The organism is Haloimpatiens massiliensis, from assembly GCF_900184255.1.
In the GTDB taxonomy this organism is placed as follows: Bacteria; Bacillota; Clostridia; order Clostridiales; family Clostridiaceae; genus Haloimpatiens; species Haloimpatiens massiliensis.
The window spans coordinates 1,385,345-1,406,517 of the sequence record NZ_LT854640.1; the positions used below are offsets into that span (position 1 = coordinate 1,385,345).

Here is a 21,173-nt window from a genome sequence, read left to right on the forward strand (position 1 = left end):
TTTAAAATATAGATAAAAGTAATTAAATATAGTAAAATGTACTTATGAAAAGGAAGTGAGTACATTTGAAAAATAATAATTATAAACCAAATGAAGTTGTAGAGTTAATTAAGTGTATCAGTTAGAACATTGCAAAGATGGAATAACGAAGGAATATTAAAAGCATTTAGAACAACAACAAATAGAAGATATTATACTTACGAACAATATAAAGAGTTTAAAGGAATATCATCTTCTGAAAAAAGAACAATTATATATACAAGGGTTTCAACTTCTAATGAAAAAGATGATCTAAAAAATCAAGTTGAGTTTCTTAAACAATATGCTAATGCAAAAGGAATTATTGTAGATGAAATTATAGAGGATTATGGAAGTGGATTGAACTATATTAGTTCAAGATATAATTTCCATACTGCATATTTTTAGTTGCAGAATTTATGGCTTAAGAAAATATAAGAAAAAGATAAAGGAAGATGAAGAAGTTGAAAAAAGCATACAAAATAGAAATTAAGCCAACAGAAGAACAGATAACTAAAATTCATCAAACTATTGGTGTAAGTAGGTTTATATAAAATTTTTATATTGCTCATAATAAAGAAGTTTATGAAAAAGAGAAAAAATTTATTAGTGGTATGGATTTTTCTAAATGGCTTAATAATGAGTATATTCCTAATAATACCGATAAAATTTGGATTAAAGAAGTATCCTCTAAAGCTACTAAACAAGCCATTATGAATGGAGAAAAAGCTTTTAAAAAGTTTTTTGATGGTAAAGCAAGTTTTCCTAAATTTAAGAAAAAGAAAAATCAAGNCATAGTTAAAAGTGGTACAGTAAGTGAAAAATCAGATAGATATTTTGTTTCAATTTTAGTTGAAGAAGCTATTAATTTAGACAATAAACCTTATTCAGAAGGAATAGGAGTAGACCTTGGACTAAAGAATTTTGCAATTTGTAATAATGGTTTATCTAAAAAGAATATTAACAAAACTAAAACAGTTAAAAAAGCAGAAAAGAAACTAAAACGTGAGCAAAGAAAACTTTCAAGGAAATATGAAAGTTTAAAATTAAGAAATAAAAAAGAGAAAGGAGAAGCTACTCGTCAAATTATCCAAAAACAAATAGTCAAGGTACAAAAACTTCATCAAAGACTTACAAATATAAGAACTGATTACATAAATAAAACAGTGAATGAGTTAATAAAACAAAAACCAAGTTTTATAACTATCGAAGATTTAAATGTAAGTGGAATGATGAAGAATAGACATTTAGCTAAAGCGGTTGCTGGGCAAAAGTTTTATGAATTTAGAATTAAACTTATTTCAAAAGCTAAACAAAATGGCATTGAAGTAAGAATAGTTGATAGATTCTATCCAAGTAGTAAAGTGTGTAGCTGTTGTGGAGCATATAAGAAAGATTTAAAACTATCTGATAGAGTTTACAAATGCAGTTGTGGGCTTTCTATTGATAGAGATTTAAATGCATCAATAAATTTAGCTAATGCTAAAGAATATAAGATAGCTTAATTAAACAAGCACTTATATGTGTACCCAAGGCTATTTGGGGAATTAACGACTGTGGAGTGCTATACAAACTGTAGTAGCTTAGGCAAGGCAGAGTACGTTGAAGCAGTAAGAATCTCAATATGGATACATTTGACCATATTTTGAGTAGCAGATTCTATGCAATTATATGACATTATTGTAATAGGAGGAGGGCCTGGAGGCCTATCCGCTGCTATTTCTGCTAAAAAGCAAGGAATGGGTAAGGTTTGTATAATAGAAAGAGAGAATTCTTTAGGCGGAATGCTAAACGAGAATATTCATAATGGGTTCTGTTTAGAAGATTTTGAAGAATATGTTACTGGTCCAGAGTATATACAAAAACTTGTAGATGAAGTAAATAAATATAAAATAGAAACTAAAATAAATTCTACCGTATTAAGGCTTACTAAAGATAAAGAAATAACTTATGTAAGTGAAAAAGAAGGTATAAAAAATATAAAAGCTAAAGCTGTAGTTTTAGCCACAGGATGTAGAGAACAGTCTATAGGTGCTATAAATATACCAAGAAATAGGTGTGTTGGTATATATACTTGTGGAGCAGCTCATAAACTAGTGAATTTGCACGGATATCTACCAGGAAAAGAAATTGTAGTCTATGGCTCAAGTAATTTAGCATTATTAACTGCTAGAAGAATGAAATTAGAAGGTGCAAATGTGAAAATGGTGGTAGAAAAGAATCTACAGCCCATAGGAAAGAAAGAATATTTTAAAGAGTGTATAGATGACTTTAATATACCCTTTAAGGAAAGTTGTTATATAGTTGATATAAAAGGAAGAGATAGAGTAGAAGGGTTAACTTTAGCTTCACTAAATAAAGATAGAAAAGTAATAAAGGGTACTGAATGTTATGTGGAATGTGATACATTACTTTTATCAGTACAATTGTTTCCAGAAACTGATATAACAGTGGATGCTAAAATTTCACTAAATAACTCATGGGGTGGACCAGTAGTAGATGAGAATATGTGTACATCTGTAGAGGGAATATTTGCTTGTGGAAACTTACTTAAGATTAATTATAATACTAATCATGTAGTTTTTGAAGGAAATAAAGCTGGCAAGTTTGCAGCTGCATATGTAAAAATATTAAAAGAGACTATTTAAATTTTTAGTGCTGTACAAAACATCAAATGTACAGCACTAAAAAAGTTTTTTAAAGCAATTATTGCAAATAAATGAACTGCCTTTATTAATAGATAGTCCTTCTTGAGTTTTTATAGGTTTGCCGCATATTTCACAGAATTCATTACTAGGATTATCTGAAATCTTTTTTTTGTTACATTGGCAAGAAATTAATTTATTTTTTTTATTTGCTGGTGGTGAGTAGATTATAGGCTTTTCAGCTTCTTCTTTTTTGAATACAGAGTATTCCATAGAATATTCACTTTCAGGGAAGAGTTCTAATTCAAACCGAGGATTATCTTTATCGTAAAATTCCTCAATAATTAATCTTCTTATTTGAGCATCGTTTATAATCAATCCGCTTTTTTCTATTCCATCAAAAATACTTTTAGTTATATTTGTGGTATCGGGATGTCTTTTTTTACTTTTATAATATACTTTTAATATAGCTATTAATGATTCATTAAGCACTGTATTAGGATTTTGACATCTAGCTTCATAAGCTATCTGCTGCTCATATAGAGCGTATCTATCGTGGTATTTTCCAGAATTATAAGGTAGTATGGCTCGTCCTCGATTATTAGAAAGTTTAAAATTAGATTTAGTTATGGGAGATCCTTTAATTATAACTTTAGCGTAATTACAAATCATACACAAACTCCTTTTTTATATTATCAAAAGAATTATATCATAATATGAATATAATATAAAATGTATGAGTTTTGAAAGTTTTTAGGTTTTCCTTGATGATATATAAAGTTTTTTGTATTATAGAAGTTAAGGTATAAAATTAAATGTAGTAATATTTTAGGCTATATGAAAATATTGTATTACGGTATTTTTTTAAGTTAAGAACTTAACTTCTTTAATTTTAAAAGCTAAAAACCCAAATATAGATGTAAGTTCTTTAATAGGAATATAGTTACAGCATTTAATTCTATACTTTCCCTATAAGTAACTTACAAAATTTTTTAAGAAACTAATTTTAATTCAGCAAGTATTGTGTCTAAAGGTATATCATTTTTAGCTTCCTCATAAACAAAACGCACCAATTCTTTAGCCGATAGGCTTTTTATAGACTTTATAGTATCACCAATGGTTTCAAGTTTTTTAGGATTATATAATCTATAAATCTCTAAAAAATTGATTGCTAAAAATGTAAGTAGAAAATACCTCTCGATAGAGAGTATACATTGAACTTTATATTCGTCAAAACCTAAGTGTGTTTTAAGATATTTGTAATTAGTTTCAATGTTCCATCTATATAGATAGTATTTTATTATAGCTTTATTACTAAGTTCTATGTCTGTAGACATTAGATATACTGGTTCTTTAAAGCTGTCCCCATCAACTTCATAGCAAATTAAGGCTAATGCATTTTCAATCTTTGAAACTTTGCCTTCGTATTTATATACTCTATAATCCTTACCTTCGACGGTAACTACATCTAAGGTAGATGGATTTATATATTTAGCAAATTCCTTAATTTGCATTGAAATTCCTAATGGAGAGATTTTTCTATTAGATTTTAAAGCCCCAATAAAGTTAAAACCTTTTAAAATACAACCATTAATTAACTTTTCGCTAGTGTACCAACTATCAGTAAGACAATATATTTTATCGCAGTTAGAAGGTTTTTCAAAAGAATTAATAAAACCTAAAGCTATATCTGGTTTACTCATAAATTTTTTATTATGATTTTTGCAGTTTTCTTCGTTAAAATAAGACTTATAGTTTAGCGGAATAGACATATCCTCTGCTACAAAATTAGAAGTAACTACACAGTGGGACCAAAGATTTTTACCTTCTGTATGGCAATGATTATAGCTTAATCCTTGCATCTTCTTTGCTTGAGTTTTTGGATTAACAGTATCATCTATAACTAAGAATCCTACGGATTTAGGCTTTATGAGTTTATTAAAATGTAGTTTTAAATAATTAATACGATTTCTATCTATGAGACTATCGTCCCATTTAGAGTTACTCAAAAATCTATATATGGAACTGCTGCTTTTAGCAGCTAGTATATATTCTGAAATCTTTAATAAAGATTTAGTGCCATCTAAATTTATTAATCCATTAATAATAGTGGATATATGATGAAATTGAGGTTTACTCATTCCATAATTTACATCATTTAAGTAATTGTAAAGTTCATCATTAATGGATACAATATGATTAGTAAATTTACTTGGCATACTGACAACCTCCCGTGTTTTAATTGAGTAGTAACTTTTATATATCACGGATAAGGTCAGTGTGCCATATTTATTTTTTGGTAATACTACCAATTTAACTTTTTATTTTGCAGAAGTTAAGTTAAGAACTAATAATGAAAAAGTAAGAGCTAATAGTGAAAAAGTAAGAGATATTGAAAAAATTCAGCAAAGCTGAATTTTTACTACAATTATTACTTATTACCTATTACTTACAAATTAATTATAAAAAACTCTTAGAGTTTTATCCTTACTTCTTACTTCTTAGCTCTTAACTATTACTTATTATACTTTGCATTTTAATATAAAATTTAAATACTATACAGTAAAGGAAGGAATTTATTATGAATGAAGATATAAAAATATTAGCCATAGAAAGTAGTTGTGATGAAACAGCAGCGGCAGTAGTTGTAAATGGCAGGGAGGTATTATCTAATATAATAGCTTCTCAAATAGATATACATACTAAATTTGGAGGAGTAGTTCCAGAGGTGGCTTCTAGAAAACACATAGAAGCTATAAGTGCAGTGGTTCAGGAGGCTTTAGATAAAGCTAATGTTACATTTGAGGATATAGATGCTATAGGTGTTACCTATGGACCTGGATTAGTAGGTGCGCTACTGGTAGGACTTCAATATGCAAAAGGACTTAGCTATGCGTTAAACAAGCCATTAATAGGTGTAAATCATATAGAAGGACATATAAGTGCTAATTTTATAGAATATAAAGAATTAGAGCCACCTTTTGTATGCCTTGTGGTATCTGGAGGACACACTTTCATAGTATATATGAAGGATTATGGTGAATTTGAAGTTTTAGGTGGAACTAGAGACGATGCAGCAGGAGAAGCTTTTGATAAAGTTGCAAGAGCTATAGGCCTTGGCTATCCGGGAGGACCTAAAATAGATAAAGTTTCAAAGAGAGGAAATGCTGAAGCGATAAAATTCCCTAGAGCTAATTTTCATGATGATAGTTTGGATTTTTCCTTTAGTGGAGTTAAATCTGCAGTACTTAATTATTTAAATAATAAAGAAATGAAGAAGGAAGAGATAGTGAGGGAAGATGTGGCAGCATCGTTCCAAAAGGCAGTGGTAGACGTACTGGTGGACAATGCTATAGAAGCTTGTAAAAATCAAAATGTAGATAAAATAGCTATTGCAGGTGGAGTAGCTGCTAATTCATGCCTTAGAGAAACTATGATTAAAAGAGGAGAAAAAGAGGGAATAAAGGTATTGTTTCCTTCAATGATTTTATGCACAGATAATGCAGCCATGATAGGTAGTGCTGCTTACTTTGAATATAAGAAGGGAAACATAGCTCCGTTAACTTTAAATGCCATTCCAAATTTAAAATTAGGGGAAAGATAAAAAACTTAGAATAGTGGGGGTGAAAAATTGGGGATAAATAAAAAGGAAAGATTTAAATCTTTATTAGAAACTTATTCTGGATTGCCGAAGGAAATATATGTTTTATTTATAGCTAGAGTTATAAATTGTATTGGAAATTTTGTTTATCCATTTATGACATTCTTCTTGAAGGATAGATTAAATATGTCGCCTAAACAAATAGGTGTATTTATAACAATAACTGCAGTATGCGGCGGTATTGGAGCCTTAGCAGGTGGAAAGTTAGCTGATCATGCAGGAAGAAAACGTACAATAGTTATATCTCAAGGTTTAGCTGCTTTTTCATTAATTTTATGTGGCATATTAAATAATCCGCATTTTATAATATGGCTACTTATTTTATCAGGAATATTTAATGGTGCAGCTCAGCCTGCTAATAGTGCAATGCTTGCTGATGTCACTAATAAGCAAAATAGAAAAGCAGCATTCTCTCTTTTATATTTAGGTATAAATGTAGGGTTTGCCATAGGGCCATTAATTGCAGGGCTTTTATACAATGATCATATGAGAATTTTATTTATAGGAGATGGGATAACTACAATAATATCATTAATTTTGGTAGTATTGTATGTAAAAGAATCTATACCTGAAAAACAGCAAATGGAAATAGTAAGTAATGATGACGAAAAAGGTGAAGAAGGTTCTACTATTTTAGCATTAATCAAGAGACCAAATTTACTTATATTCACTTTAATTTCTATTGTATATTCATTCATTTATGCTCAAGCTGGTTATATAATACCACTTCAAGTAAATGATATTTTTGGAAGTATGGCTTCCAAAAAATTATACGGATATTTAATGACTGTAAATGCTCTTACAGTAATATTTTTCACCACGGTTATAACTCATATTACAAAGAAAAATAAGTCTGTATTTAATATTGCATTGGCAGGAGTTTTTTATGCTGTAGGTTTCGGAATGTTATCTGTCATAAAAGCATATCCATTATTTATAGTTTCTACAGCAGTATGGACAGTAGGAGAGATTTTATGCTCAACAAATTCAGGAGTATACATAGCAAATCATAGCCCAATGTCACATAGGGGGAGATTTAATGCCCTTATACCTATAATATCTGGAGCGGGCTATGCCATAGCACCATATATAATGGGTGGAATTTTAGAGAATTACGGATTTACATTATCCTGGACTTTAGTTTTGGGCCTAGCTGTTTTGTCAGGAATCTCCATGTATGGACTTTACATAAGCGAAAAGAGAAAATAAGAATAATGGGAACTGTCAATTAATTATGTTCTGAGCAATTAACCTTGCATAAGTGAAACCAAAAGTGCAAGGAATTTAATTTATTAATCTACTATACTGTTTTTAGAGAGGAGGGATACGTTTGAACTGGTATGAACGAATTAACGAAGCATTTGACTATATTGAAGAACACTTAGATAGCATCATTGATTTAGATAAAGTTGCTAATATAATGTGTCAATCTATAGTTAGTTTTCAGCGTACATTTTCTATATTTATGAATATGTCAATATATGAATATATACGCAGAAGGCGTATGACATTGGCTGCTATTGAATTGCAAACAAATTCTATAAAGGTCATCGATGTAGCCTTGAAATATGGTTATGAATCGCCAGAGTCATTTACTCGTGCTTTCAAAGAGATTCATGGGATATCACCATCAGCAGCACGTAAGAAAGGTGTTCAGCTTAATCTATTTCCACGTATCACTTTTCTACTCACAGTAAAAGGAGATATTGAAATGGATTACGAAATGTATAACAAGAATGAGCAAATCGTCAACCTTAAAGGACATAATTGGGCTATTGACCCATCGCCACAGCTTAAGCCTGTAGATAATTGCATTTACTTAGCAAATAAATGGAGGGAATTAGGTTATGTTGATCTTTTAGACTTAGGAACAGGACTTGGTCGCAATGCTATTTATTTTTCAAAACAAGGGTTCAATGTAACCGCAATGGATATTTCTGATTATGCAGTTCAATACTTAAAAACATGGGCTACAAAAGAAAATCTGCCTATAAATGCAGAGATTGGTGATATGCTATCTCTACATTACTCCAATCAATCATTTGACTGTATCTTTGCTTACCATGTTCTTTCTCATACTGATTCAATTGGCATGAAAAAAACAATTGCAGAAATTGAAAGGGTGCTCAAACCAAATGGTGAGGTATATTTGTCATTTTGCTCAAAAGAAAGTACAGAATTTATTGAGAATAGATCTAACAAATTAGACAAAAATACTCTTATAAGCCGAGATGAACTTGAAAAAGGTATACCTCATTTCTACGCCGATTTAAATGATATCAAAGAACTTTTAGTAAATTTTAAGATAGAGCTCATAAAACATACAGAGTATTTTTACAGTGGCTTCAACCCGCATAACCATCGAAGGGAAAAATTTTATTATGTTAATGCTATCCTAAAGTGAAGAAAATAAGCATAATATACGGCAAACTTAATACACAATATTTTCATATTGTAAAGTAAAAAACTAATATTAAAAATTTTTAGATAGTATGTGTCTGAGGGTTATATTTTTTAATAATTCAATTTTTAAATACATTTTACAATTTTAATATTTTATAAATTAACCTAATAAAATAAAAATCGCAATATATATTTCATAGTATTGAATATTAACTTGATGACATTGGGCAAAAAAAGGGTGAGACTTGGTTAAAAAGTAGTATTATAGAATAGTGACTAAAATAATAATAGATGGAGAGTGAGATAATGAAAAAATTAGTTTTAGCAATTATTATGGGAGCTATATTAATTTTAAGTGGTTGTGGTGAAGCAAAATCAAAAGACGAAAAGTCTAAATTATACAATGATAATGGGTCAATAGTAAAAGAGTATGATTCATTTAATTATTTTTTTAGAGATAGTGAAGGAGAAGATTCTAATTTTAAAATGAGCTTTAAAACATTTTCTGGTACCGATACTATTATGAAGATTGATTCCGATGGCAAAGAAGAATTAAATCTTACGTATGATATAAAAGTCAATAAAGGTAAAGTAAAATTAGTATTTATTAACCCAGAGGATAAAATTGAGGTAATAGTTGAGGGAAAAGGAAAAGGAAACTATAAAACTACACTAGAAAGCGGAAAGTACAGAGTTAAGGCGGTTGGTGCAGAAGCCAAGGGAAATTTAGAAATTAAAGCTAATACTAATGCAAAAGTTGTAGTTAAAGGAGAAGAATAGAAGTGATAAAAACAAGCTAGGCGTAGCCGTTCGTTTAAGCCCTAATTCCCGGTTACTAATAATACTTTGACGTAAGGCATTAGCTTGTATAAACCTTAAATTTGTAGGGTAGACCAGGTAAAAGGTAAAAGGTAATAGGTAAAAAGTAATAAGTAAGAGTTAAGGATAAAACTCAAAGAGTTTTTTATGATTAATTTATGAATAAGTAACAAGAGAACAGGTAAAAAATAGAATTACTCGAAAAATTCAGAAAAGCTGAATTTTTAGTACAACTATTACTTCTTAGCTATTACCTGTTACTTATCTATAGATTTTAAATTTATCTAACAATTAAAGTTATATATTCTTATATATAAATCCTAATCATGCCTATGTATTTAGGCTGGCTGCCGCCAATAAGAGATTTTTAAAGCGCTTAAAAAAAGACTATAACTATTCCATTTATTTAATTAAAGATTTTCGGTAACATAGTGGAGGAAAATCCTCATTAACTCTTAACTCTTACTTTTTACTTCTTACCTTCTCCACTAGTAGGCCGTCTCCACACCATAAGTAATGGACGTATGAACCGAAAAATCTGTCTTTAAGGTAACAATAAATATATTTTTTTAGACTATTGAGCTAGCCTTAGAAATCCTTTGTTTTCAAATTTCAATACCCGTTAAGAAGCTTTCATGTTTGAGCGCCGTTAGAAGCGAGTTTGAAAGCTTTAGGGGATTGAAATTTGAAAACATTAGAATTTCTTGGCGTACTGCGAACAGTCTAATAAAATATATTTATTGTGGATTTAAAGACAGATTTTTCTTATGGCACTTGCTTCGTAATTTATGCTTATTCTGAGAGTTTTTTTGCTATAAAATTATCTAAAAATGTTTTTAATACTGCTATAACAGGAACACTTAAAAACATTCCTATAACACCAAAAGTTCCTCCACCTACAACTATGGCTAAAATTATCCAGAAAGGACTTAATCCTACCTTATCACCTAAAATTTTAGGCCCTAAATATAAACCATCAAATTGTTGAAGTGCAAATATAAATATAATTACCCAAATAGCTTTTATAGGATTATAAAATAAGGTGATTATAAAAGCTGGTATCATTCCTATAAAAGGTCCGAAGTAAGGTATCATATTAGTCAAACCTACTATGAAACTTAAAAAGAATGCAAAGGGAACTTTCAGTATAGCTAAACCTATAAAACAAAGTACGCCTATTATAAAAGAGTCTATAGCTTTACCAATTATGTATTTAAGAAAAATATTATCTATTTCTTTTGAAATATGTATAATTCTATCCACGGTTTCTTCTTTTAATGTTGCATATAAAAATCTTTTAAAACCATATTTAAATTTTTCTTTATCCTTTAGTATGTATACAGAAATTATAAATCCTAGGATAGCTTTAAAAAATGAGGATGTAATGGTGATAGCTTTTGTTAAAGCTATATTTAAGCCTTCTCCTATGGAGGTGGTAAATTTACCAGCAAGTTCAGTTATCTTTTCATCTATATCTATTCCAAGCTTGTCTAGAAAATCTAAAGTTAAATTAGAATTATCTAACCAATGTTTTGTCTTATCTATGTAATCAGGAATGTTTTTAACTAAGTCACTAATACTGTGAGTTATTTTAGGAGAGACTCTTGTTATTAATAGTATTATACTACCTAGTACTAATGTATAAACTATCAGTAGACTAATTGCTCTTTTTAGTTTAAATTTTTTTTCTAAATAGTTAACAGCAGGACTTAAAATATAAGCTATACAAAATGCCCATATGAAAGAACTGATTATGGAAAAAAATGTTTTGAGACATTTTGCAAATAAATCAATGTTGTCAATGAATTTAAATAGTAAAAAAGAGATAACTAATATAGGTATTAAATTTAAATACGGTATTTTTTTATTTTTAATCAAAACAGTCACTCCTTGTATAATAAGTTAAGATGAACTTTTTAAAATAATATATTTAAAATAATACCATAAATAATACGTAAAAAATAAAACTTGTTGTTGAATTTTATAATGAAATTACAAATAAGTAATATTGTTTTTGTACAAGTTATTTTGATTTTCTATTAATTTTTTACTTATAGGTATTATATGAGGTCTTAAAGTTATAGGGTCTTTTATAATGTTAACATCTATGTCATAGGCTAATTGTATATTATGTTTAGTTAATACTTGTTCTGGTGTGCCTATAGATATTATTTTACCATCTTTTAAAAGTATAAGATAGTCACTGTATTGTGATGCAAGATTTAGATCATGTAGAACAGCTACTATTGTCATATTTAAATTTACAAATTTTATAGTGTCTAAAAGTTCAATTTGATGGTGTATGTCTAAATTAGAAGTTGGTTCGTCTAGTAAAAGTATATCTGTTTTTTGGGCAAGAGCTCGTGCTATAATTACACGTTGACGTTCTCCACCACTTAATTCTCTAATATTTTTATCTTTTAAATTCCATGTATTAGTTATTTTCATTGATTCTTCTACAATTGTCAAGTCTTCATGGCTTTCAGAAGAGAATCTACTTATATACGGATTTCTTCCCATAAGTACTATGTCCATAACTGAAAAGTCGAAATCAATGGAAGTGTTTTGTGGAACCCAGGATATTTTTTTAGCTAAATCTTTATTCTTAATAAAATACAAATCTTCATTTTCAATAAATATAGTATTCTTTATTTGTTCAAGGGATTTATTGATATTTTTTAAAAGAGTAGTTTTGCCAGAACCGTTTGGACCAAGTATGCTGTAAAATTTATTTTTTTGTATGTTAAAATTTATATTTTCTAATATGCTTTTTTCTCCATACTTAAAATTTAAATTTTTCACAGTTATCATCATTATAGCACCTTCTTTTTATTTTGGTATAGTAAATATAAAAAATATGGTGCACCGAATAGTGCGGTAATTACTCCAACAGGTATTTCAGAAGGATTTATTAATGTTCGTGCTAAAGTATCTGTAATAGTTAAAAATATAGCTCCAAATAGTGCTGAAAAGGGAAATAAAATTCTGTGGTCAGGTCCCACTATTAATCTAGCTATATGAGGAATTATAAGTCCTACAAATCCAATTATACCTGTAACTGATACGCAGGAAGCAACTATTAATGAAGATGTTAGGAGTATTATTTTTTTTGTTTTTTCTACATTTACTCCAAGACTTTCGGCGGTAGTATCTCCAGTTAACATAATATTTAAGTCTTTGGATAAAGATATTATTATAAAGGAACCTATTAATATTATAGGTACTACTATTTTTAGTTCTTTCCAACTAGCAGATGAAACGCTACCCATTGTCCACATATATATATCTTCTAATTGATTTCTATTAAAGAGCATAAGTATTGATATTATGGAAGAAAGCAAAAAACTCATGGTTACTCCAGATAAAAGTAGTGTATTTGTGGGAAGCTTTTTTCCAACTCTTGCAATATTGTAAACAAATAAAGTAGTTAATGTACCACCTAAAAAAGCGAAAAATGATACCCCGATAACGCTATTCCAAAAGGAAAAATTTAATATTATACCTACAGTAGCACCTAAAGCAGAACCAGATGAAATGCCTAGTATATAGGGGTCTGCCATAGGATTTCTAAATATAGCTTGAAAAGAGCAACCTACTACAGATAAACCTATACCTATTATTATGGACATTAGTATTCTAGGTAAACGTATATTTAATACTATTAAGCTTTCAGAAGCTTTAATAGTAGAAGTATCTATTAAATTATTAATAAAAGGAAGTTTTGAAAATAAAATTTTCATAGATTTAAAGAAGTTTATATCAGCAGCACCCAATGCAGCACAAAATATTATAATCAAAAACAAAATAGTAGTGAGAGTAATAAATAATATATTGTAGTGTTTCTTTTTTTCTATAGAATGCATGATTTTTCTCCATTTCAAATTATTCTTTAAAGGACTATTGACAATACAACCATTTGTATTAGGTGTCAATAGTCCTTTATAGCTGTTTATTTAAATAATTCAGGATGTATAATTTTTGCTAATGCTTCAAGACCGTCTGCAAGTCTAGGGCCTTGTCTATCTAAAAGATTGTTATCTATTTCATATAGTTTGTTATTTTTAACAGCAGATAAATCCTTATATCCATTTGTATTTTGTATTCCTTTTTTAGAATCGAAATATTTAGAGCATATTACCATATCAGGATTTTTTTCTATAACTTTTTCGATACTATATTGCCAACCTTTAACGTCAGAAGCTATATTTTTTCCACCAGCAATTTCTATAAGTTCATTTATAAAAGTATCACCACCAGCGGTGTAATCACCAAATTTACCATAGGATATTACATAGTATATAGAAGGTGTAGATTTACCTTTAACTTTTTCTTTTATAGATTCTACTTTCTTTTTCATATTTGAAACTATTTCATTTGACTTTTCTTTTGAATTTAATATAGTACCTAATTTTTCTATGGTACTATATGCTCCATCTAGATTATCTTTACCATAAAGTACTACGGTTTTAATATTTAATGCTTCTAGCTTTTGTAAAACTTTTTTATCAAAATGAGTAGAAGCAATAACTAAATCTGGTTTTAATTCAGCTATTTTTTCTATATTAGGATTTTTAAGACTTCCTACAGATTGAATTTTTTTAGAAGCTTCTGGATAATCACAATAATCCGTCCTTCCAACTAATTTATCTCCTTTTCCAAGAGCAAAAATAGTTTCTGTTATATTCGGAGCTAAGGAAACTATCTTCTCAGGTTCTTTTTCTATAGTAACATCTCTATTATATGAATCCTTTATGTTTAAAGGATAAGAAATTTTCGTATCATCTTTGGTTTTAGATGAGTTAGAATTTTTATTACTACAGGCTGCTAGGGAGAATAGCATTGTTAAAAATAAACAACTTACTATAAACTTTTTAAATCTTTTCATACGAATCCTCCTAATATTTTTAATTTTAACAATATAAAAAACCATTATCTTGCGTAAAAAAGATAATGGTTACAAAAAACAAACCAATGTCAGCTTTATCCGCGCAAGCTAATATTAAACCATTATAGGCAGGTCTCCTGACTTAGAATCATCATCTATTGGCGCCTTCCCTAAATTAAATTAAGTGGCATATAGTCAATAGACTCTTCGTTACAGTGGCGGGACCGTATGAGATTTTCACTCATTTCCCTTTTAAACATCATAGTACCTATAATATTAATTATTTAATAAATTTACAAAATGATTATAGCACTTATGTATTCTTTAATCAAATGATTTAATGAGTATACTGTAAGTGGTAGTTCCCATTAATATTTTAATGTAGAGAGTTTTTATGTAAAATTTAAAATGGTTAATTATAAAATTTCACTACATTTTACATTTTTGTGGTTTAATCATAATATAAAAATAATAAATTTTAAGTTTTTGGTTACTAATAATTTTATATTAATGTTATACTAGATATTAGTTAATAATTATAATACTATTACTGAGAAAGGAGGTAACGTTATAAGTTTCTAAACTTTTTAGTAAATATTAAAAGGTGTAAACTTTAAAAGTTTACAAGAAACTTTTAACGGTAAATCATCAGTGGGAGAAAAACCTTCGTTAAAGCGAAATAAAAGAAAAGAGAATAAAACTATTAAAAGGAATAGTTTGTATGATGCAGCATATGAATTATTTATAACTAAGGGGATAAACAATACAGCTATAGATGATATAGTAAAGAAAGCTGGAGTAGCAAAGGGAACTTTTTATTTATATTTTAAGGATAAATATGACATATTTGATAAAATAATTTTAAAAAAGAGCTCCGTAGTAATTAAAGAAGCTATGTCAGAAACTGAGAAAAATAAAGAAAAATTTGATGATTTCATAGAGGCTATAATATTTTTTATAAACTATTTAATTGAATACTTTAAGAATAATAAAATGCTTCTAAAATTAATACATAAGAACTTATCTTGGGGCATATACAGAAAAGCCGTGTATGATATAGATACTAATGAGGATATGAAAAGACTAGTAGATATATTTATGAAAAATATAAATTCTGGTGAATATGATATAGAAGACTCGGGAAAAACTCTATTTATAATATTAGAGTTAACAAGTTCTATATGTTACAGTGGTATAATATTAGAGGAGCCAGATAATATAGATAATATGAAACCGGTACTCTTTAAAAGTATAAGAAAAATATTAAAAAAATAAAATATTAACAAAGTAAAAGAACAATTATAGTTAATTTAAAGTGACTATAATTGTTCTTTTTATTTAGTATTTTTATAAATGATTTATAAAAGTACAAAGCTATAGAAAAATTATTAAAACAAAATGAATTTATCTATATATATAAATCTAATCATACATTCTAAGCAATAAATGAATAAAAAACTTGCAAAAGACATGTGAATAAGTTTACTTCCTTTAAAAGGTAAAACATACAATGAACCATATATAAAGGGTTTACTATATAAAATTGTTAAAAAAATAATAAAGAGTTTTCTGAAAAAAGGTATTTTAAATTAATAAAAATTCATATATAATAGTATGTAACATTTAAAAGGAAGGGAGTATGTTTATGAGCAAAGAAGTGCAGGTTAAAGAAAGGGAGCAATGGGGCTCTAAACTTGGCTTTATATTGGCGGCAGCAGGATCGGCAGTAGGACTTGGCAACTTATGGAAATTTCCTTATAAGGCAGGAACAAACGGAGGAGGAGCTTTTGTACTTGTATATGTAATTATAGTTTTATTGTTAGGGTTTAGCTTGATGATAGCTGAAATTGCTTTAGGAAGGCATACTCAGTTGAATGCTATAGGTGCCTATGCAAAAATCAGCAAAAAATGGGGTTGGGTAGGTGCTCTTGGAGTTTTTGCAGCTTTTCTTATATTATCTTTCTATAGTGTTGTAGGCGGATGGGTTATTAACTACTTAGTAAAGTCAGCAACGGGAGCTTTAAAAGTAAGTGATCCAGAAATTCTAAAGGGGATATTTGGAGGATTTGTGTCTTCTACTACTATGCCTATAGTATATAGTGGGATTTTCATGATAATTACTCTTGCTATAGTATTTATAGGTATTGGTAAAGGAATAGAAAAAGCAAGTAAAATAATGATGCCATCTTTATTTGTCATAATTATTATTTTAGCAATACGTTCTGTTACATTACCAGGAGCTATGGAAGGTGTGAAGTATTTTATAATTCCGGATTTTTCAAAAATAACAATGGATGTGGTTCTTGATGCACTGGGACAGGTTTTTTTCTCTCTTAGCTTAGGTATGGGGTGTATGATAACTTATGGAAGTTATCTTGGAAAAGACACTAATATACCTAAAAGTGGAATTATAATTCCTTTAATAGATACAGCAATAGCTTTGTTATCGGGATTTGCTATTTTACCAGCGGTTTTTGCTTTTGGATTTAAACCAGATCAAGGACCAGGACTTATGTTTGTAACATTACCAGCAGTATTCTCTAAAATGCCTTTTGGAACAATATTTGCAGTATTGTTTTTTATACTTGTATTGTTTGCTGCACTTACTTCTTCTATTTCATTACTAGAAGTAGTAGTTGCATATATAGTTGATAAGTGGGGATTTTCTAGGCAGAAAACTTCAATATTTATAGCTTCGGTTATATTTTTAATGGGAATACCAGCTTCCTTATCACAAGGTATATGGAGCAATATTCATTTACTAGGTAATAGAGGATTTTTTGATACGTATGATTTTATATCTAGTAATATATTATTACCATTAGGTGGTCTGCTTCTATGCGTATTTGTGGGATGGGTTTGGAATAGAGAAGTGTGTACAGAGGAAATAACTAATGGTGGAGAAGTAAAATTTAGGTTGAAAAATGTTTGGTTCTTCTTAATAAAGTACGTATGTCCAATAGCTATATTTATAGTATTTCTTAGATCACTAAGATAATGTAAAATAATCCTCAGTGTCCATGACGAAACCTTAAATTAGTAGAGGTTGGGTAGGCACTGGGGATTAAAATCTTTGCGGACTTAAGCACATTAATTATTTAAATAAATATTATAAGATTATAGATAATATTTGTTTATAATGTGCTAAGAGGGTGAGGAAATGTTTGAACAAAAAGAAATAGTAAAAAAGGTAGAGCCTTTAGAAGATGAAAAAATAGAAAACAGAAAACCTAAAATACAGATTTATCTAAATTCTAATAATGTAAAAAAAGATTTTTTAAATATAAAAATGTACTTAGATGGTAAAACTATTAAGTATAAAGTTAGTGATAAAAAAATAAAATATACACCTAAAAATAAACTTAAAATAGGAAGTCATATTATAAGGATCTCAGCAATGGTTTCTAGTGGAGAATCTTATGATTATTCATGGAATTTTACTATAGAAGAAAAAGAAACTTTTAATTACTATTTTGGAAATCTTCATTCGCATACGTCTTATTCAAGTGGACAAGGCACTCCGGCAGAAGCTTTTGATAGTGCTAAAAACAAGGGAATGGATTTTTGGGCTTTGACGGATCATTCTAGAGCTCTTAACAGTGATGAGAAATGGAAGAAATACATGAGTACTTCTAGTAAATTTAATAAAAAACATAAAAGGAATTTGGCTATTTACGGAAAAGAAATAAGTGTAAAGGGTATTGGGCATTTAAATTTATTCAATTGTGATAATATGGATAAATTAAAAATAAATAGATTAGACAAATTAGAAAGTGTAATTGATAAATATAATGATGCAATATTATGTATAAATCATCCAGGAAAATCTATATATAATTTAAAAGATAAAAAACACTTAAATAAGAATATATGCATTATGGAAGTTGGCAATGGAAGCTTTGGGGAAAAATACAATAGATATGAGAAATATTATTATGGTATGTTAGATGAACAGTGGCACTTGGGAGCTGTAAATGGTCAAGATAATCATAAAAGGGATTGGGGTAAATGGGACAATTTAACTGTGATTTTAGCTCCTAAATTGAAGGATAAGTATATTTTTGAAGCTATTAGAAACAGGAGGATTTACTCTACTGAAAGTAATACCATGAAGCTTAAATTTAAGTTAGGAAATATTTGGATGGGAGGTATAGTGAAGGAATACAAAAAAGGTGAAATTATACAGTTTACTGTGGAGTGTGAAGATAAAAAAATACCCATAGAAAAACTCCAAATAATAACTAATGGTGCAGTGATTTTAGAAGAAAAAAATATTGAGGACTACAAGTGTCTGTGGAAACCTAAAATTAAATTAGAGAGAGAGAATGCTTGGTATGTGATTAAGGTTATTCAAAAGGAAGGGAGGATTGGAATATCTTCTCCTATAATAGTAAAATAGGACAAAACTTCAAGAATTCCAACTTTAAATTTAAATTCTACATTAGATGAATAAAAGTTCTTAATTTAGAATGTAAAATGTAAATTTGTGAAAAAGGTAATAATTAAGTAATAGGTAAAAAGTAAGAGTTTCTTTAAAAAATCCAGCAAGGCTTAATTTCACCACAACTATTACTTTTTACCTAGTACTTACAAATTAATTATAAAAACTCCTTGAGTTTTATCCTTAACTCTTACTTCTTACTTATTAGCTATTACCTACTCTATTATCTATTAATTATCTGCAAATTTAATATTTGCACTTATGGTTTAATATTTACAAACCAGATAATTCTTCCCAGGCTCCATAAAGTGTATCTATTTCAGCTTGTAAAGATATAATTTCTTTATTTACATTTTCGCTTTTTTCTGGATTGGAGTATACTTCTTCTTTGCACAATTCATTTTGCAGTTTTTCTAGAAGCTTTTCTTTATTGGATATATCTTCTTCTATTTTTTTAATATCTAATTTTTTTTGCTTTTCCAGTTTTTCCTCTTCTCTTTTCTTTTTCTTTTCTAATTTTATTTGGGTTTTTGTTTTACCATCATTTTCTTCCTCTAGCTCAAATCTCAATGGATTTTTTTTCTTTTCTATATAATAAGAATAATCTCCTAGATATTCTTTTAATTCATCTTCTTTTAATTCATATATTTTGTGTACTACTTTATTTAAGAAGTATCTATCATGGGATATTAATAATACGGTGCCATCGTAGTTAAGTATAGCATCTTCTAAAGCTTCTCTAGACATAATATCTAAATGATTCGTAGGCTCGTCTAGAAGAAGAAAATTGGATTTAGATAACATAAGTTTTAAAAGATTTATTTTACACTTCTCCCCTCCGCTAAGAGTATGAATTTCTTTAAAAACATCATCACCAGTGAAGAGAAAAGCAGCTAGATAATTTCGTATTTCTGTTTGAGTTAGATTCGGAAAAGTGTCCCAAACCTCATCTATAACAGTTTTATTTAAATTCAAATCAGATTGTTCTTGATCGTAGTATCCTAAGAATACATTTTTACCTAAAACTTTAATTCCTGAATCTGGGCTTAGCTTATTCATTATTATTTTAAAAAGTGTAGTTTTACCTCTGCCATTTTCGCCTATTAAAGCTGATACATCTCCACTTTTAATATCTAAATTTAAATTGCTAAAAAGATGTTTTTCTCCAAAGCTCTTACTTAAATCTTCTATGTGAAGTACATCATTACCACTTTTTATACTGGTTTCGAAAGTAATTCGAGCTGACTTTGTATCTTCATCGGGTTTCTCTAAGCGGTCTATTTTGTCCAGTGCTTTTTGTCTGCTTTCTGCGGCTTTTATGCTTTTTTGTCTGTTAAAAGACCTATACTTTTTTATTATGTCTTCTTGTCTTTTTATTTCTTGTTGCTGAAGGTTATAAGCTTTTAGTTGAACCTCGTAGTCTTTTTTTCTTAAGTCTAATGACTTGGAATAATTCCCATTATACATGCTCATACAGCCGTTTACTAATTGAAAGGTTTTATGGGTGACTGCATCAAGAAAATATCTGTCATGAGAAATTATAAGTACAGAACCTTTATAATCTTTTAAATATTCCTCTAGCCATTCTATAGCATCCAAATCTAAATGGTTGGTAGGTTCATCAAGTAATAAAATGTCGGGTTTTACAAGAAGTAATTTACATAGTGCTACTCTAGTCTTTTGACCACCACTTAATATATTTATTGGTTTATGGAAATCACTTTCTAGGAAGCCTAATCCTGCTAATACTCTATTGATTTCACCTTTGTATACATATCCACCTCTATGATTGTAAACTTCTGTTAATGTGGTATAGTCTTTTATAGCCTTTTCATGGTAATGTGCATTATCTTCACTATAGGGTTCGTTCATTTTTTTTTCTAGTTCTTTTAGTTTCGATTCTATATCGGTTAAATCTTTAAATACAGTGAGCATTTCTTCATGTATATTAAGTGAAGATTCTAGAGATAAATGCTGAGATAAATATCCTATTTTTTTATTTTTATCTATAAAAAGTTCCCCACTATCTTGCTCAATATCTCCGGTAAGTATTTTAAATAAGGTGGATTTTCCGGCACCATTTACGCCAATTAATCCAATTTTGTCTCCTTCATTTATATTAAAAGATACTTTATTTAAAATAACATCTATTCCATAACTTTTATGTATATCTTTACAACTTAAAATAATCATTATAATCACCTTCTTAAAATTCTCTATTAGCCTTGAGCATAACTCTAAGGCCTTGATATCACTAGCCACGTAGGGCTATTTTTTTTTAATCACTCAAATATATATCAT

The 21,173-nt window shown here is 28.7% G+C and carries 16 protein-coding genes, 3 pseudogenes and 1 riboswitch; of the genes and pseudogenes, 12 read left to right on the plus strand and 7 right to left on the minus strand.

Going from position 1 to position 21,173, the window contains the following annotated elements; all coding sequences use genetic code 11:
* Positions 1 to 65: 65 nt before the first annotated feature.
* From C1715_RS14760 to C1715_RS14770, 4 genes and pseudogenes are all read left to right on the plus strand, one after another.
* Positions 66 to 387: pseudogene (locus tag C1715_RS14760) on the plus strand (MerR family transcriptional regulator); the annotation flags it as partial.
* Positions 388 to 394: 7 nt separating this feature from the next.
* Positions 395 to 511: pseudogene (locus C1715_RS20330) on the plus strand (IS607 family transposase); the annotation flags it as partial.
* Positions 483 to 1,523 (plus strand): annotated as a pseudogene (locus C1715_RS14765) (RNA-guided endonuclease InsQ/TnpB family protein). The pseudogenes C1715_RS20330 and C1715_RS14765, both read left to right, overlap by 29 nt.
* Before the next feature lie 156 nt (positions 1,524 to 1,679).
* A complete protein-coding gene (locus C1715_RS14770) occupies positions 1,680 to 2,666 on the plus strand; it encodes an NAD(P)/FAD-dependent oxidoreductase (protein WP_102401207.1) in 987 nt (328 codons plus the stop codon).
* Positions 2,667 to 2,702: 36 nt separating this feature from the next.
* Here the strand turns inward: C1715_RS14770 and C1715_RS14775 are convergent, their stop codons facing one another.
* Both C1715_RS14775 and C1715_RS14780 read right to left on the minus strand, forming a co-directional pair.
* Positions 2,703 to 3,335, minus strand: a complete 633-nt coding sequence (locus C1715_RS14775) for a RusA family crossover junction endodeoxyribonuclease (protein WP_102401208.1) — start codon at positions 3,333 to 3,335, stop codon at positions 2,703 to 2,705.
* A 320-nt stretch (positions 3,336 to 3,655) separates the two neighbouring features.
* Positions 3,656 to 4,882 carry an IS701 family transposase gene (locus C1715_RS14780; RefSeq protein ID WP_102399121.1) on the minus strand — a complete coding sequence of 409 codons (1,227 nt, stop codon included), beginning with the start codon at positions 4,880 to 4,882 and terminating at the stop codon, positions 3,656 to 3,658.
* Positions 4,883 to 4,943: 61 nt separating this feature from the next.
* On the opposite strand from C1715_RS14780, the gene C1715_RS20090 reads away from it, so the two are divergent.
* From C1715_RS20090 to C1715_RS14800, 5 genes are all read left to right on the plus strand, one after another.
* A complete protein-coding gene (locus C1715_RS20090) occupies positions 4,944 to 5,078 on the plus strand; it encodes a hypothetical protein (RefSeq protein ID WP_278320115.1) in 135 nt (44 codons plus the stop codon).
* Between the two features lie 166 nt (positions 5,079 to 5,244).
* A complete protein-coding gene (gene tsaD, locus C1715_RS14785; RefSeq protein ID WP_102401209.1) occupies positions 5,245 to 6,267 on the plus strand; it encodes a tRNA (adenosine(37)-N6)-threonylcarbamoyltransferase complex transferase subunit TsaD in 1,023 nt (340 codons plus the stop codon).
* A 27-nt stretch (positions 6,268 to 6,294) separates the two neighbouring features.
* Positions 6,295 to 7,533 carry an MDR family MFS transporter gene (locus C1715_RS14790; RefSeq protein WP_242971968.1) on the plus strand — a complete coding sequence of 413 codons (1,239 nt, stop codon included), beginning with the start codon at positions 6,295 to 6,297 and terminating at the stop codon, positions 7,531 to 7,533.
* A gap of 121 nt (positions 7,534 to 7,654) precedes the next feature.
* Positions 7,655 to 8,728, plus strand: coding sequence for a methyltransferase domain-containing protein (locus tag C1715_RS14795; protein WP_102401210.1), 1,074 nt, complete (start codon positions 7,655 to 7,657; stop codon positions 8,726 to 8,728).
* Positions 8,729 to 9,033: 305 nt separating this feature from the next.
* The gene (locus C1715_RS14800; protein WP_102401211.1) at positions 9,034 to 9,507 is read left to right on the plus strand and encodes a hypothetical protein; all 474 of its coding nucleotides are present in this window, start codon (positions 9,034 to 9,036) and stop codon (positions 9,505 to 9,507) included.
* 831 nt (positions 9,508 to 10,338) lie between these two features.
* Here C1715_RS14800 and C1715_RS14805 read toward each other — a convergent pair.
* The 4 genes from C1715_RS14805 to C1715_RS14820 form a co-directional block, all read right to left on the minus strand.
* Entirely contained in the window at positions 10,339 to 11,424 is a 1,086-nt protein-coding gene (locus tag C1715_RS14805; RefSeq protein WP_102401212.1) for an AI-2E family transporter, read from the minus strand.
* A gap of 114 nt (positions 11,425 to 11,538) precedes the next feature.
* On the minus strand, positions 11,539 to 12,360 hold the full coding sequence (locus C1715_RS14810) for an ABC transporter ATP-binding protein (RefSeq protein ID WP_102401213.1): 822 nt from the start codon (positions 12,358 to 12,360) through the stop codon (positions 11,539 to 11,541).
* Positions 12,360 to 13,409, minus strand: coding sequence for a FecCD family ABC transporter permease (locus C1715_RS14815; protein WP_102401214.1), 1,050 nt, complete (start codon positions 13,407 to 13,409; stop codon positions 12,360 to 12,362). Before C1715_RS14815 ends, C1715_RS14810 begins: the two co-directional genes overlap by 1 nt.
* Positions 13,410 to 13,495: 86 nt before the next feature.
* Entirely contained in the window at positions 13,496 to 14,431 is a 936-nt protein-coding gene (locus C1715_RS14820; protein ID WP_102401215.1) for an ABC transporter substrate-binding protein, read from the minus strand.
* 110 nt (positions 14,432 to 14,541) lie between these two features.
* A riboswitch (cobalamin riboswitch) is annotated at positions 14,542 to 14,718 on the minus strand.
* Positions 14,719 to 15,082: 364 nt separating this feature from the next.
* Here C1715_RS14820 and C1715_RS14825 point away from each other — a divergent pair.
* From C1715_RS14825 to C1715_RS14835, 3 genes are all read left to right on the plus strand, one after another.
* Positions 15,083 to 15,706 carry a TetR/AcrR family transcriptional regulator gene (locus C1715_RS14825; RefSeq protein WP_102401216.1) on the plus strand — a complete coding sequence of 208 codons (624 nt, stop codon included), beginning with the start codon at positions 15,083 to 15,085 and terminating at the stop codon, positions 15,704 to 15,706.
* A gap of 370 nt (positions 15,707 to 16,076) precedes the next feature.
* Positions 16,077 to 17,429 (plus strand): sodium-dependent transporter, encoded by a 1,353-nt coding sequence (locus C1715_RS14830; protein ID WP_180964104.1) that lies wholly within the window; start codon positions 16,077 to 16,079, stop codon positions 17,427 to 17,429.
* A gap of 162 nt (positions 17,430 to 17,591) precedes the next feature.
* Entirely contained in the window at positions 17,592 to 18,830 is a 1,239-nt protein-coding gene (locus tag C1715_RS14835) for a CehA/McbA family metallohydrolase (RefSeq protein WP_102401217.1), read from the plus strand.
* Positions 18,831 to 19,145: 315 nt separating this feature from the next.
* Here the strand turns inward: C1715_RS14835 and abc-f are convergent, their stop codons facing one another.
* Positions 19,146 to 21,065, minus strand: a complete 1,920-nt coding sequence (gene abc-f / locus C1715_RS14840; protein WP_102401218.1) for a ribosomal protection-like ABC-F family protein — start codon at positions 21,063 to 21,065, stop codon at positions 19,146 to 19,148.
* Between the last annotated feature and the right edge of the window lie 108 nt (positions 21,066 to 21,173).

Bases quoted from the DNA above. Each gene is read 5' to 3' on its own strand.
- abc-f (WP_102401218.1), bottom strand. From the start codon at position 21,065: ATGATTATTTTAAGTTGTAAAGATATACATAAAAGTTATGGAATAGAT.
- C1715_RS14780 (WP_102399121.1), bottom strand. From the start codon at position 4,882: ATGCCAAGTAAATTTACTAATCATATTGTATCCATTAATGATGAACTT.
- C1715_RS14820 (WP_102401215.1), bottom strand. From the start codon at position 14,431: ATGAAAAGATTTAAAAAGTTTATAGTAAGTTGTTTATTTTTAACAATG.
- C1715_RS14775 (WP_102401208.1), bottom strand. From the start codon at position 3,335: ATGATTTGTAATTACGCTAAAGTTATAATTAAAGGATCTCCCATAACT.
- C1715_RS14835 (WP_102401217.1), top strand. From the start codon at position 17,592: ATGTTTGAACAAAAAGAAATAGTAAAAAAGGTAGAGCCTTTAGAAGAT.
- C1715_RS14830 (WP_180964104.1), top strand. From the start codon at position 16,077: ATGAGCAAAGAAGTGCAGGTTAAAGAAAGGGAGCAATGGGGCTCTAAA.
- tsaD (WP_102401209.1), top strand. From the start codon at position 5,245: ATGAATGAAGATATAAAAATATTAGCCATAGAAAGTAGTTGTGATGAA.
- C1715_RS14815 (WP_102401214.1), bottom strand. From the start codon at position 13,409: ATGCATTCTATAGAAAAAAAGAAACACTACAATATATTATTTATTACT.
- C1715_RS14800 (WP_102401211.1), top strand. From the start codon at position 9,034: ATGAAAAAATTAGTTTTAGCAATTATTATGGGAGCTATATTAATTTTA.
- C1715_RS14770 (WP_102401207.1), top strand. From the start codon at position 1,680: ATGCAATTATATGACATTATTGTAATAGGAGGAGGGCCTGGAGGCCTA.
- C1715_RS14810 (WP_102401213.1), bottom strand. From the start codon at position 12,360: ATGATGATAACTGTGAAAAATTTAAATTTTAAGTATGGAGAAAAAAGC.